Source organism: Citreicoccus inhibens (assembly GCF_019039035.1).
GTDB classification, from domain to species: Bacteria; Myxococcota; Myxococcia; order Myxococcales; family Myxococcaceae; genus Citreicoccus; species Citreicoccus inhibens.
The window spans coordinates 109,578-122,997 of the sequence record NZ_JAHNZT010000003.1 but is presented as its reverse complement, the minus strand read 5'-3'; the positions used below and the strand labels follow the sequence as shown (position 1 = coordinate 122,997).

The following is a 13,420-nucleotide window of genomic DNA, read 5'->3' as shown; positions in this document are numbered from 1 at the left end:
ACGCCCCGGGACTCTAGGCCGCGAGGCCCCGGGGACAAGCGCCGCGCCTCACCATTCCTCGGTTCCCGACACCCCGTCCAACGGGTCCTTGCCGGAACGCTTCTTCTCGGACTGTCGCGTGCGACCACCGCGGTCCTCGGCGCCCCAGTCCTCGGTGCCCGCGCGGCCGTCCAGCGGATCCGAGCTGCGAACGACCTTCTCGCCGCCCTCCACCGTGTTGACCATCTGGTTCACCACGCGCTCCATCTCCGACTTGAGCTGCCCGAACTCGTCGCCCTGGAGCACCATGCGCCGCGAGCCCAGGCGCTTGCCGGAGGTGGTGTCGAAGAGCGACACCGTCAGCTCGGACGTACCGTCACCCACCGCGCGCACCGTGCCGAGCAGCGCGCGGTCCAACTTCAGCGACTTGCCCAGGTTCATCACCGCGGCGGAGCTCGGGACGTTCGTGCGGCCTACGTCCCCCGCCACCCGGTCGAGCTGTGCGTCATAGGCCTTGTACGCCGGGGTGGGGGAGAGGTTCGCGTTGACCTCCACGTCGTCCGGGGTGACCTCCATGACCTCGCCGTGCTGGCGGAAGCCCGGGCGCTCGATTCGCACCAGATGCTTGCCCACCGTCATCGCGGAGATGGTCAGCGGTGTGTAACCCTGGGGCTCGCCGTCCACGTACACGCGGGCGCCGGCCGGGCGCGACTTGATGTTCGCGCTGCCACGAAGCTGCGAGGTGCGGCTCGTCGCCACCTGCACGCGCAAGGTGATGAAGTCGCGGCTGAAGCGCTTGGGATTCAGCTCGAAGGTCGGCGCCAGGGCGATGAGGTCGATGATGGCCAGCTTCGCCTCTTCCACGTCGCCGCGGAGCTGGAGGATGGCGCCATAGAGCGCGAGCGAGTCGCACAGGGGCGAGCAGGAGCGCATGGCCGCCGTGGCCGTCTGCAGCTCCTTCATCGTCGCCCGGACCTTGTGCTCCGCGTCCTCGTAGTCCTTGGCGTCGAAGGACTTGACGCTCTCCTCGTAGCCCTTCTTCGCGCGCTGGAGGGAGGCCTGGGCGGCCTCGTCATCCGGCAGGCCGAACAGGTCTGACGACTTGCGCACCGAGAAGTTGGCGAACTGCCCGAGCGCGTCGCTCATGTAGCCCTCCATCTGCACGCTGGCCGACTCGGAGGGCGGATCCATCGGGATGAGGAGCGCCGCGGTGCGCTTGGGCGCGGCGGGGGCGGCGGCGAGCGCGAGGGCCGGGAGGAGGGCGAGCGCGAGGACTTTCATGGCTGGGAATCCTGGCAGGCTGCTGTCAGAACGTCACGCCGCCCGGCATGCCGCTGATGGGGTTGAAGCCACGGCCCTTGTCCTGCGTCGCCACGAAGACGACTCCAGCGGCGACCGCCGCAGTGCCACCCACAGCCGCCCAGAACCACGGCTTGCGCCACACCGCCGAGGACGCGGTGGGCGTCGAGCCGCTGTCCACCGGGACGACCGGACCGGTGAGGAAGGTGTGAACCTGGTCCGCCGCGTACGTGAGGCTGTGCTTGCCATCGCGCGCGGCCAGCTCCACCTCCAGGCCCCGCAGGCGGTTCTTCGTGCGCAGGTCCCACGCCTGCAACTCGGACTGGAAGCGGCCCTTCTTGTCCTGGCTCACCGCGGCGAGCACCACGTAGCGCGCGCCCAGCCGCTCGGCGAGCGCGCCCACCTCGGGCGCCGCCTCCTTCGCGTCGAAGGCCTGCGCGGTGGACGCGCGGCCGGCGGCCTCGCGCAGCGCGGAGTGTGCCGGCGACGGCTCCAGCTTGGACTTCACGTCCGCCGCGCCCGAGGCCTTCACCTCGGTGTACGTGGCGTACGCGGTGTAGCCCGCGAGCTGCACCACCACCGGATAGCCGCCCGGAGGCAGCGTCACGCCCTTGAGCGGCGTGGTGCCCACCTCGCGACCGCGCACGAGCACCGTGGCGCCCTCGGGGACGGACTCCACCGTGAGCGTGCCCGGCGCCTGCTTGGCCAGCTCGGCCTGCGCCTCGGAGAACGCCTTCTGCACGTCCTGGCCGAAGAGGGCCGTGTCGGGCCGCGTCGTCGGCTCGGCCACCAGCGCGTGGGTGAAGGCGGCGCGGGCGCCGGGCATGTCGCCGTTGAGCAGCAGCGACGCGCCGAGCATCAGGTACGTCTCGCCCAGCTTCTCGGCGCGCATGTCCGCCGGCTGTTGGGTGTACGCGGTCGCGGCGGCCTTGAACTTGGCGGCGGCGGCCTCGGGGTCCAGGTTGTCGTACGCGGAGCGGCCCTCATCGAAGAGCGCGTCGGCCTTCGGCGTCGGCATCGCGGGCGCGGGAGGGAAGGCCGAGGCCAGGCTCACGAACTCCACGTCGTTGCGCGAGCGCAGCATCCGCATCAGCTCGCCCTCGAGCTTGGCCGCGGCCTCCGCGGCCTGGGGCTGGCGCGCGGTGGCGAACACCGCCACCTGGCGAGAGGCCACCGCGGGCGCGGGCGCTTCCTTCACGCGCGGCGCGGCGGGCTCCGGCGCCGTCTTCACGGGCGTGGCCACGGCCGGGCCCGTCTTCGTCGAGGTCGCGGGAGTCTTCGCCGTCGTGGGGGCGGGCTCGGCGAGCGGCTCGGAGGGCGTCACGCTCTCCGGCGGCTCGAAGGCCTCGGAGGAGTCAGCGGCCGACGACTTGGTCGCGGAGGGCTTCTTGGTGGACTTGGACGTCTTGGCCGCCTTCGACCGGCGCGTCCGGGAAGCGGCATCGGCGGAAGGAGCGCTCAGCGAGATCGCGAGCGCGAGGAACATTACAAGGCGAGCGAAGGGCACGGCCGGCGATGCTAACCGACACGGGGGGCGGAAGACCATGGGCCTCCGACCGCCCCCCGGCCGCGTTGCCTAGACGTCCAGATCCTGGACCTCTCCGGCGCGCTCGGTGATGAACTTGTACCGAGCGCTGACGTCCTTGCCCATCAGGTCGTTGATGATGCGATCCGTCTCCAGCGGATCGTCAATGGTGACCCGCAGCGTGATGCGGTTCTTCGGGTCGAGCGTCGTCTCCTTCAACTCGTCGGCGGTCATCTCGCCGAGTCCCTTGAACCGCATGATGTTGGGCTTGGAGTTGGAGCGGCCCTTCTCGCGGATGATGCGGTCGCGGTCCGGCTCATCCAGCGCCCAGTATGTCTCCTTGCCGATGTCCACGCGGTAGAGAGGCGGCTGCGCGATGTGCACCGCGCCGCTGTCGATGAGCGGGCGCAGGTGCCGGTAGAAGAACGTCAACAGCAGCGTGGCGATGTGGTGCCCGTCGCTGTCGGCGTCCATCAGGAGGAAGACCCGGCCGTAGCGCAGCTTGGACTTGTCGAACTCCGCGCCGATTCCGCAGCCCAGCGCGCTGACGATGTCCTGCAACTCGCGGTTGGTGGCGACCTTGTCCGTGGAGGCCTGCTCCGCGTTGAGCACCTTGCCGCGCAGCGGAAGGATGGCCTGGGTGCGCCGGTCGCGCCCCTGCTTGGCCGAGCCGCCTGCGGAGTCACCCTCCACGATGAACAGCTCGCTGACGCTCGGATCCGTGGACGAACAGTCCGCCAGCTTGCCCGGCAGATTGAGCCGGTGGCTCACCGCCGTCTTGCGCGTCACCGCCGCGGAGGCCGCGCGGCTCGCCTCGCGGGCCCGGGCCGCGATGATGATGCGCGCGAGCACCGTCTCGGCGATGGACTTGTTGTCGTTGAGCCACTTCTCCAGCGCCGGCCGGATGACGCCGTCCACCTGACCCGCCACCTCCGGGTTGTTGAGGCGGCCCTTCGTCTGACCCTGGAACTGTGGCTCCACCACGTAGACGGACAGGATGGCGGTGATGCCCTCGCGGATGTCCTCCGCGGTGAGCGTCACGCCCTTGGGCGTCAGGTCGTGCGTCTCGATGTAGTTGCGCACCGCCTTCACCACGGCGCTGCGCAGGCCCGCCTCGTGCGTGCCGCCCATGCCGGTGGGGATGCCGTTGACGTAGCTGCGGATGTGCTCGTCGGTGGCCTCCGTCCACGCCAGCGCGGCCTCCAGCCGCACCCCGTTGTCGCGCGAGTGGTAGAAGGCCGTGCTGCTTTCCGGCACCATCGGCTTCTTGCGCTCCGTCACCACCTTGGTGAGGTACTCGGCGATGCCGCCGTCGTGCTTGTACGTGGCGTTGACCACGGGGCTGGCCGTCTCGTCCTTCCAGACGACCGTCATGCCCTTGTGCAGGTAGCTCTTGGCCTCGAGCCGCTCGCGCACCAGCTCCGCGTCGAACTTGAGCTTCTCGCCGAAAATCTCGGGGTCCGGCTCGAAGGTGATGGACGTGCCGGTGCCGCGCGCCGCGCCATCCACCTTCAGCGTGGAGGTCGCCTTGCCGCGCGCGTACGTCTGGACGTGCTTCTTCCCGTCCTTCTTGATCTCCACCTGCATCTTGCGCGACAGCGCGTTCACCACCGAGCTGCCCACGCCATGCAGACCGCCGGAGTGGATGTAGTTGCCCTGCTCGAACTTGCCGCCCGAGTGCAGCGTGGTGAGGATGACCTCGAGGGCCGGCTTCTTGAAGCGCGGCATGATGTCCACGGGGATGCCGCGCCCGTTGTCCACGACGGTGATGGTGCGCCCGTCCTTGTGGAGGGTGACTTCCACCGTGGTGGCGTAGCTGTTGATGACCTCGTCCACCGAGTTGTCGAGGATCTCCCACAGCAGGTGGTGATAGCCCGTGCTGTCGGTGCCCCCGATGTACATGGCCGGCCGCTTGCGCACCGGCTCCAGGCCCTCGAGGACCTGGATGTCCGCGCCTGTGTAGCTTTCCTTCTTCGCCATGGGGTCCTCCGACTATTCCTTCTTCTCGGGGAGCGGCACGAAGGTGACGGGCCGGAGCACGTCCTTCACCGCGTCGCGCCGAGACATCTCGTGGCCCTTGCCGCCTCGGCCCGTCACTTCGCTCTTCGCGGGCGTCAGGTGCAGCTTGCGGCCCTTCTGGGTCTCGAACTCGAGCATCGCGTCCTTCTGGTTCGGGGCCACGGCCAGGAAGTCCACCACCCGGTCGCCGTCCTCCACCTTGATGACGGTGACCCCCTTGCCCGGGCCGGCCAGCTCGTTGACCTCCGCCACCTTGCACACGAGCGCGTGCGTCTTCTCCGTCAGCACGCCCAACAGGTCGCGCTCGCCCACCGGCTGCGTGCCGATGATCTCATCGCCCTCGCCCGTCTTGGCGTAGCGCCGTCCGGCGCGCGTGGAGACCTCCGTGTGCGGCGCGAGCAGGAAGCGGAGCCCCAGGCCCTGCTTGGTCACCGCCACCAGCTTCTCCGGCTGATGCAGCCGCGGGTCCAGCGAGAGGGCGCCCACCACGCGCTCGCCGTCGTCGAACTTGAACAACTTCTGCACCGGGTCACCGTAGCCCGTGGATGCGGGCACGTCGTTGAAGCGCGTGACGTAGGCCGTGCCGAAGTTGCTGAGCAGCACCAGGTTCGCCTTGAGGCTGCCGGCGAGCACCGTCATCACCGCGTCGCCCTCGCGCAAGCGAGTCGTGGACGGGTCCTTCACCTCGCGCACGCGCTTGATCCACCCGTCCCGGGTGAGCACCACGTGGGCGTCCTCGTCCGCGATGAACGCGTCCGCGGAGAACTCCATCTCCTCGGCCCCGGCGCCCCCGACGCGAGTGCGCCGCTTGTCCGCGTAGGGACGAATCTCGCCCAACTCGTCCTTGACGGTGCCCCACAGCTTCTTCTTGTCCTTGAGCACGCCCTCGATGCGCTTGATCTCCGCGCGCTTCTCCTTGAGTTCCTTCTGGACGACGAGGATCTCCAGGCGGGCCAGCTTGTAGAGCTTCATCTCCAGGATGGCGTCCACCTGAAGCTCGTCCATCTTGAAGCGCGCCATCAACTTCTGCGCCGCGTCCTGCTTGCCCTCGGACTGGCGGATGATGCGGATGATCTCATCCAGCGCGTCGTAGGCCTTCTCGAAGCCCTCGAGGATGTGGACGCGCTTCTTCAGCTCCGCCAGCTCGTGCTGGAGCCGCCGCGTCACGATGTCGAAGCGGAAGTCCAGGAAGTACTGGAGGATGGTCTTGAGGTCCAACCGCTTGGGCGTGCCGACCTCGGGGTTCTCCGAGGGCACGAGGCACGTGAGGTTGACCGCGAAGTTCGTCTGGAGCGGGGTGTGCTTGTAGAGGTACGCCATCACCAGCTCGGGATTGGCGTCCTTCTTCAGCTCCAGGACGATGCGCACCTCCTTGGTGGACTCGTCGCGCACGTCGACGATGAGCGGCAGCTTCCGCTCGCGCACCAGGTCGCCAATCTTCGCGACCAGGGTGGACTTGTTCACCGTGTAGGGGATGGAGGTGACGATGATCTGCAGGCCGCCGCGCTTGAGCTCCTCGGTCTTCCACTCACCGCGGATGCGGACGCTGCCCTGGCCCGTCTCGTAGATTTCCCGCAGCTCGGGCTTGCTGTTGAGGATCTGCCCACCGGTGGGGAAGTCCGGGCCCTTGATGAACTTGAGCAGGTCCTTGGTGGCCAGGGTGGGCGCGTCGATGAGGGCCATCAACGCGTCCAGCAGCTCGCCCAGGTGGTGGGGCGGGATGTTGGTGGCCATGCCGACGGCGATGCCCGTGGTGCCGTTCATCAACAGCTGCGGCACGCGCGCGGGGATGACGATGGGCTCGTTGCGGGTGCCGTCGTAGCTGGGCCGGAAGTCGACCGTCTTGCTCTCCAGCTCGCGCAAGAGCTCCGTGGCCAGCTTCTCCAGGCGGCACTCGGTGTAGCGGTAGGCGGCGGCGAAGTCGCCGTCGAGCGAGCCGAAGTTTCCGTGCCCGTCCACCAGCGGGTAGCGCAGGGAGAAGTCCTGCGCCATGCGCACGAGCGCGTCGTAGATGGAGGCGTCGCCGTGCGGGTGGTAGCGACCCATGATGGCGCCGACGACCTGCGCGCACTTCTGGTACTTCGTGTCGAACGACAGGTTCAGGTCGTTCCACATTCCGTAGAGGATGCGGCGCTGCACCGGCTTCAGGCCATCGCGCACGTCCGGAAGGGCGCGCGAGGTGATGACGGAGAGCGCGTAGTTGAGGTAGCGCCGGCGCGCTTCCTCGCCCAGGGACGCGGGCACCCCGTTGCCGTCACCGCCGCCGCCGGACGCGGAGGAGCCGCCTCCGCCGCTGCCCGAGGCCCCCTGCTTCTTTCGCGTCTTCGTTTCGGCGTCTGCGAGCATGGTCATGGAATCCAGATGGGTCCGTTCCGTACCCAACGCGGTGGGCGCCTTCCGCACTCCGCGGGCTGGGTGGCACAACTCTATGAGGGCGGCGGAACTACCACGCCCCCCCGACATTGAGAACGAATTCGGGAGGTTGCGTCATCTCCGCGCAGCTTTATCTGAACTTTTGTTCAGTTCTATCCGCGGCCCGGGCTCTCGCGCAACCCCTGGGAATCGTGGGGAACAGGGTGCCCGGCGACCGGCCTGGAGGGCCGTCGCTGGGGGGGCGGAAGGGAGGCGGAGGACCGAGGGGCTACTTGGTGCCCGCAGCGGGGGCGCGGCTCCAGTTGCCCGCCTTGCCGCTCGTCTTGCCGTTGTTGGTGCCCTTGAAGATCTGCACGCTGCTGCCCGCCCCGCTGCCGAGCATGCCGGAGACGGTGCCCTGCACGGGCTTGGCTCCGGGCGGGTGGTAGATGACGCGGACCTTGCGGCCGGAGGGCAGGGTGGCGGTGGTGGCGTCCACGAGCACGTAGACGGTGGTGCCGTCCGACTGGACGCGCTCGGGGTCCTGGCGGTGGTTGAGCTCGGCGAGCAGCTCGCCGTCATCCGCGCTCTTGGCCTCGTCTCCGAGCTGCCGCACCTTCACGCGCAGGAAGGCGGACGAGGTGCCGCCTTCTTTGTAGTCGCGAGCGCCCTGGATGATGACGGCCAGGTCCGCGCCGTTCTCCGGGGCGCCGTTGCCCAGGCGCAGGCCGGTGTGGGGGTTCGCGTCGGTGTCGAGGAAGAGGGTGGCGTTGGCGCAGCGGTTCTTGCAGTCGTCGCCCCAGGGCAGCTTGTCGAAGCGCAGGCGCATGGCGAAGTCGCTGCCCTGCGGGCCCACGGTGGCGTCGGTGATGACGGGACGCTCCTCGTCCATGGGCGGCTTGTAGCGGAAGGTGACGTTGGTCTTCCCCGCGGCGGCGGCGCTCCCTCCAAGGAGCAGGGTACAGGCGAGCAGCGCGGGCAGACGAATCACGGGAGAGACCTCCTGGCGGGAGCGGGGCAGGGGACGCATTCAAGTGGGAGCGGCCCTCGCCTTCAAGCCTTCCGCGTAGAGTGGGCCGATTGGAGGCGACCATGCCGACGCCGTACGTGCGCCAACTGAAGCTCGGGCCGATGGACAACTTCGTCTACCTCGTGGGGCCGGCGGACGGCTCCGAGGTCGTGGTGGTGGACCCCGCGTGGGACGTGCCCGCCATCGAGGCGGCGGTCGCGGCCGACGGCAAGCGGGTGGCGGGCGCGTTCATCTCTCACAGCCACTTCGACCACATGAATGGGCTGGGCGAGCTGCTCTCCCGCCACGACGTGCCCGTCTACGCGCAGGGCGCGGAGGTGGACTTCTCACCGGAGCTGCGCGACGTGGGCGGTGATGCGTTGCGCCGGCTCGGCGCGGGGGACTCCGTGCTCGTGGGTGCACGCGCGTTCCAGGCGTTGCACACGCCGGGTCATACCCCGGGCTCACACTGCCTGCTGGCTCAGGACGCGCTCGTGTCCGGGGACACGCTGTTCATCAGTGGGTGCGGCCGGTGCGACATGAAAGGGGGAAATCCGGAGGACATGTATCGCTCGCTGTCGCAGGTGCTCGGCAAGGTGCCGGACACCGCGCGGCTGTTCCCGGGACATGACTACGCGGACGTGCCCGTGGCCGGCATGGACCTGGTGCGCAAGACGAACCCCTACTTCGCGTTCCCGGACGTGGCCTCGTTCGTCGCGTTCCGCATGCGCCCGAGGAAGTGAGGTCCGAGGATGCTCGGGTGGTGGCAAGCGTATTTCGCCCCCGCGGCGTGCCCCCAGCTCTGGATGCAGGTGGGCGTCTTCGCGTTCATCTTCCTGTTGGGCGGGGGGCTTTCTCTCGAGGATTTCTTCCGCGGGCCTCACCGCGACCCGGGGACGGTGATTCTGGGCGGGGGCATCGCGGCCATGTCGGTGCCGGCGCGCCAGCAGTGTGCTTCCGGCCGCGACAGGACCGAGGACTTCGCTCAGGAGGCCCGGGGTCAGGCCCGCCGGGCTCGGGGCACGGGCGGCATCTGCACTCCGCTGCGCGGCCGGGCGTGCAGGGACCAGTAGGCGAACAGTCCCAGCAGCGCCACGGACAGCAGTGACCACACCGCGGCCCAGATGATGGACGGCACCCAGGTGAGCTCGGCCAGCAGCGCCGCGTCGCTGTGCGCGCGCACCGCGCTGTTCCACAGGTCATCGCGCAGGTCGAACAGCACGTAGAGCGCCGTGAACGCCGCGAGGAACAGGTTCACCGCGTCCACCAGTCCATCCGGCAGGAACCGCGCGCCCAGCGCCATCACCACCGCCGTGCCCAGGCAGAACATCAGCGTGAAGCCGTCGCCCGCGTAGAAGAACCCCATCACCGCCAGCCACACGCCCGCCGCGCCCAGCACCCACCGACGCGCGTGGAACCGGAACGTGGCCAGCATCAGCAGCGAGCCCGCCACCGCGCTGCCCACATACCCCGCGGAGTACACCACCACCTGGTTGAACACGCCGGGCGGCAGACGGGACAGGCAGGCGCCGGACTCGTTGGCCGCCAGATGGATGCGATCCACCGAGCCCCCCACGAGCAGCGTGGCGAGCGCGTGTCCGCTCTCATGCATCATCACCACCAGCAGCTTCAGGGGCCACAACACGGGCGAGTCCCAGAAATACCAGGACACTCCCAGCAGCAAGAGCAGGAGGGTCATCCGTCCCAGGTCCAGCGTGGCTCCGCTCGCGGTTCGCATATCGGTTGCTCCCTCCCCTGGACACGGGAACTCCTAAGTCTGGTCCATCTTCCGCGAAAACGGCTCGCTGCGTACTGGAGGAGTCGCGTGCGGGCGGCGGACGGGGTAGGGAGGGAGGACCATGAAGAAGACGCTCCTTCTCCTCTCGCTCGTGGCTGCCCCAGCGTTCGCTGGGGAAGGGAAGTGGACCCCGCAGCAGGTCCTGGAACTGGACCCTGCGTGGCTCAAGGCCCAGGGCCTTCAGCTCCCTCCCAAGAAGTTGTGGGATCCGCAGCGTGGCACGGGCCTCCTGGCCGGCACGGTGAACACGGGTGGGTGCTCCGGCTCCTTCATCTCCGGCACCGGCCTCATCATCACCAACCACCACTGCGCCTTCTCCATCGTCCAGGAGCACAGCAGCCCGCAGAAGGACCTCATCACCCAGGGCTTCCTCGCCAAGGAGCGCTCGGAGGAGCTGCCCGGCAAGGGCTCGCGCGTGCAAGTGCCGCGGGCGTTCAAGGACGTGACGGCGGAGGTGCTCGCCGCGGTGCCCACGGGCGCGGATGATCTCACGCGCTACAAGGCCATTGACCGCAAGCAGAAGGAGCTGGTCGCTGAGTGCGAGAAGCGCCCGGCCACGCGCTGCCAGGTCGCCACGTTCGACGGCGGCGTCAACTACACGCTGGTGGACGCGGTGGAGCTGCAGGACGTGCGGCTCGTCTACGCGCCGCCGCGCGAGGTGGGCGAGTACGGCGGCGAGGAGGACAACTGGATGTGGCCGCGCCACACCGGTGACTTCGCCATCATCCGCGCGTACACCGCGCCGGACGGCAGCTCCGCGCCGTTCAGCGACAAGAACGTGCCCTACAAGGCGGAGTTCTTCTTCCCGCTGGCCACCCAAGGCGTGAAGCCGGGCGACTTCGTCATGGTGCTGGGCTACCCGGGCACCACGTTCCGCACGCTGCTGGCGGACGAGATGGCCGAGCGCGAGTCGCGCTTCTATCCGAAGGTGCGCGACGTCGTGGGCGAGGCCATCCGCATCATGGAGGCCGAGGGCGAGAAGGACCCAGCGGGGAAGATCGCCGTGGCCTCGCTGGTGAAGGGCCTCAACAACTTCTACAAGAACTCGGGCGGGCAGCTCGCGGGCCTCAAGCGCGGCCACATCGTGCAGAAGCAGCACGCGGCCGAGGCGGCCGTGGTGTCGTGGGCCGAGAAGGGCGGCGCGAAGTGGGCCGAGTCCCTCCAGGCGCGCGAGGCGCTGCTCGCGGAAGGACGCGCCGCCGCGGCGACCTATGACCGCGAGTTCCTCCTGGCCATGTCGGGACGTCTGGCGCGCAGCACGGCGCTGGCCACGACGGTGGCGCGGCTGGCCCAGGAGCGCGCCAAGCCGGACATGGAGCGGCGCCCCGAGTACATGGACCGCGAGCTGCCGCGCATCAAGGACCGGCTGGAGCGCGAGCAGAAGAACCTCTTCCTCACCGCGGACAAGAAGGTGCTGTTCGCCTTCGTCAAGCGCGCGCAGGCGCTGGGGCCCGACGAGCGCATCGCCTCGATCGACACCCACTTCGGCAAGGCCTCGACCGACGCGGAGCTGACCGCGCGCATCGATGCCCTCTACGCGCAGACGAAGGTGCTCACGCTGGAGGAGCGCCTGAAGATGGTGGGGGAGTCCGTGGCGCAGTTGGAGGCGCGCAAGGATCCGCTGCTCGCCTTCGGTCTGGACCTGGCCAAGGAGCAGTCCGCGCTGGATGACCTGAAGGACCGTCGCCAGGGCGCCATGTCCCGGCTGCGGCCGGCGTGGCGCAAGGCCGTGATGGCGCACGCGGGCAAGCCGGTGGCGCCGGACGCCAACAGCACCCTGCGCGTCACCTTCGCCAAGGTGCAGGGCTACGCGCCGCGCGACGGCGTCATCTACACGCCGCAGACCACGCTGACCGGCATGCTGGAGAAGCACACGGGCCAGGAGCCCTTCAACGCGCCGGAGAAGGTGCGCGCGGTGGCCGAGGCGAAGCGCTTCGGGGCCTGGGCGGATCCCCGCCTCAAGGACGTGCCGGTGGACTTCCTCGCGGACGCGGATACCACGGGCGGCAACTCGGGCAGCCCCACCGTCAACGGCAAGGGGCAGCTCGTGGGCGTCAACTTCGACCGCGTCTGGGAGAACGTGGCCAACGATTTCGGCTACAACCCGGACGTGGCGCGCAACGTGAGCGTGGACGTGCGCTACGTGCTGTGGATGTTGGATCAGGTGGAGGACGCCGACGGACTGCTGCGCGAGCTGGGCGTGCGCAAGGGGGCGCCGGTGGCGAAGGAGACGCGCTGATGGCGGATGCGACGGATGGACTGCCCACGCTGCCGACGTTCCGACCCGAGGAGCAGGTCTGCGGCAACTGCAAGCTGTGGAGCCCGCACTCGGTGGACCACCGAGGGTGGGTGGGGCCGTGTCGGCTCCAACCCCAGCGTGGGCTGTACCCTCCGTCGGCTCCCATTTGCGACAAGTACGCGCCTCGGGGCACCGCGGTGGCCCCGACGGCGCAGCCCGGAGCCGGGCGTGAGCGCACGGCCCGGACCGTGGCCCCCGTCATCATCCGGCGCCGCGTGGACCCGAACGAACTGGTGGACCTGGAAGGGTTGAGCATGACGCGTGAAGAGCTGATGGACATCTTCCGGGAGGCCGCGGGCCTGGCCGATGCGCCGCCGCTGGCCAACAAGTGGGAGGGCGGCACGGTGCGCCTCGTCCCGGGCAACCCGGAGCTGCAGGCCAAGGACCTTCCCATCGACAACTTGTTCCACAAGGTCGTGATGATTCGCGACCGGTTGCGCGTGCTGGAGCAGAAGCTCAACGCGCACCCGAAGTTGTCGGACGCGGAGAAGGTGGAGATGCAGAGCTACGTCACGCGCGTGTACGGCTCGCTCACCAGCTTCAACATCCTGTTCAAGGAGAAGGGCGACCAGTTCGTCGGCAGCAAGGGCGACGAGTAGCGCCGCGGCGTCGTCACGGTTGCTGTCCGCGCTCCTCCATCACCGCGAGGGCGCGGATCCGTCCCCGGTGCAGGGCGCTCTTCACCGTGCCCTCCGGAATCTGGAGCAGCCGCGCAATCTCCGGGTAGCTCAGGCCGCGCTCCTCGCGCAGGTAGAGCACCTGACGCTGCTGCGCGTTGACCTCCTCCAGCGCTTCGTGGAAGTGCCGCTGCATCTGCGCGCCCACGGCCTGGGCCTCGGGGGACGCGAGCTCCTGCGGCTCATGGCCGAGGCGCTCACGACGGCGGCGCGCGCGCAGCCAGTTGATGCTGCTGTTCACCATCACCCGATGCAGCCACGTGGTCCACGCCGCGCGTCCGCCGAACCCGGGGCTCCGGCGCGCCAGACGGGAGAAGACGTCCTGCACCACGTCCTCCGCGTCGTCGATGTCCCCCACGATGCGCCGGGCGATCGCCAGCGCGCGGGGACGGTGCTCGGCATACAGCTCGGAGAGGGCGGGCAGCGGGATGAGGGCGGCTTGCATCATGCGTGGGGGTCTCCT

At 69.2% G+C, this 13,420-nt stretch carries 10 protein-coding genes; 3 read left to right on the top strand and 7 right to left on the bottom strand.

All coding sequences use genetic code 11. The features are described 5' to 3' along the window. Window positions 1–48: 48 nt before the first annotated feature. The 5 genes from KRR26_RS05095 to KRR26_RS05075 all read right to left on the bottom strand — a co-directional run bounded on the left by KRR26_RS05095 (window position 49) and on the right by KRR26_RS05075 (window position 8,204). The gene (locus KRR26_RS05095) at window positions 49–1,260 is read right to left on the bottom strand and encodes a PEGA domain-containing protein (RefSeq protein WP_120201343.1); all 1,212 of its coding nucleotides are present in this window, start codon (window positions 1,258–1,260) and stop codon (window positions 49–51) included. A 25-nt stretch (window positions 1,261–1,285) separates the two neighbouring features. Continuing rightward, window positions 1,286–2,764: a PEGA domain-containing protein gene (locus KRR26_RS05090; protein WP_217079238.1), complete on the bottom strand. Its 1,479-nt coding sequence runs from the start codon at window positions 2,762–2,764 to the stop codon at window positions 1,286–1,288. A 90-nt stretch (window positions 2,765–2,854) separates the two neighbouring features. Next, window positions 2,855–4,783 carry a DNA gyrase/topoisomerase IV subunit B gene (locus KRR26_RS05085; protein ID WP_217079237.1) on the bottom strand — a complete coding sequence of 643 codons (1,929 nt, stop codon included), beginning with the start codon at window positions 4,781–4,783 and terminating at the stop codon, window positions 2,855–2,857. 12 nt (window positions 4,784–4,795) lie between these two features. Next, on the bottom strand, window positions 4,796–7,168 hold the full coding sequence (locus tag KRR26_RS05080) for a DNA gyrase/topoisomerase IV subunit A (RefSeq protein WP_120202275.1): 2,373 nt from the start codon (window positions 7,166–7,168) through the stop codon (window positions 4,796–4,798). A gap of 295 nt (window positions 7,169–7,463) precedes the next feature. Next, window positions 7,464–8,204 (bottom strand): hypothetical protein, encoded by a 741-nt coding sequence (locus KRR26_RS05075; protein WP_236068320.1) that lies wholly within the window; start codon window positions 8,202–8,204, stop codon window positions 7,464–7,466. A gap of 62 nt (window positions 8,205–8,266) precedes the next feature. Between KRR26_RS05075 and KRR26_RS05070 the strand changes: the two genes are divergently transcribed. After that, the gene (locus tag KRR26_RS05070) at window positions 8,267–8,926 is read left to right on the top strand and encodes an MBL fold metallo-hydrolase (protein ID WP_120201337.1); all 660 of its coding nucleotides are present in this window, start codon (window positions 8,267–8,269) and stop codon (window positions 8,924–8,926) included. Window positions 8,927–9,183: 257 nt separating this feature from the next. On the opposite strand, the gene KRR26_RS05065 is transcribed toward KRR26_RS05070, so the two are convergent. Further along, window positions 9,184–9,921, bottom strand: a complete 738-nt coding sequence (locus KRR26_RS05065; RefSeq protein ID WP_120201333.1) for a M50 family metallopeptidase — start codon at window positions 9,919–9,921, stop codon at window positions 9,184–9,186. A 121-nt stretch (window positions 9,922–10,042) separates the two neighbouring features. Between KRR26_RS05065 and KRR26_RS05060 the strand changes: the two genes are divergently transcribed. Together KRR26_RS05060 and KRR26_RS05055 are read left to right on the top strand one after the other, a co-directional pair. After that, window positions 10,043–12,220 carry a S46 family peptidase gene (locus KRR26_RS05060; protein ID WP_217079236.1) on the top strand — a complete coding sequence of 726 codons (2,178 nt, stop codon included), beginning with the start codon at window positions 10,043–10,045 and terminating at the stop codon, window positions 12,218–12,220. Beyond that, entirely contained in the window at window positions 12,220–12,879 is a 660-nt protein-coding gene (locus KRR26_RS05055) for a hypothetical protein (protein WP_120201329.1), read from the top strand. Before KRR26_RS05060 ends, KRR26_RS05055 begins: the two co-directional genes overlap by 1 nt. Before the next feature lie 13 nt (window positions 12,880–12,892). Here KRR26_RS05055 and KRR26_RS05050 read toward each other — a convergent pair whose 3' ends face one another. Next, the gene (locus KRR26_RS05050) at window positions 12,893–13,402 is read right to left on the bottom strand and encodes an RNA polymerase sigma factor (RefSeq protein ID WP_217079370.1); all 510 of its coding nucleotides are present in this window, start codon (window positions 13,400–13,402) and stop codon (window positions 12,893–12,895) included. Window positions 13,403–13,420: the final 18 nt, after the last annotated feature.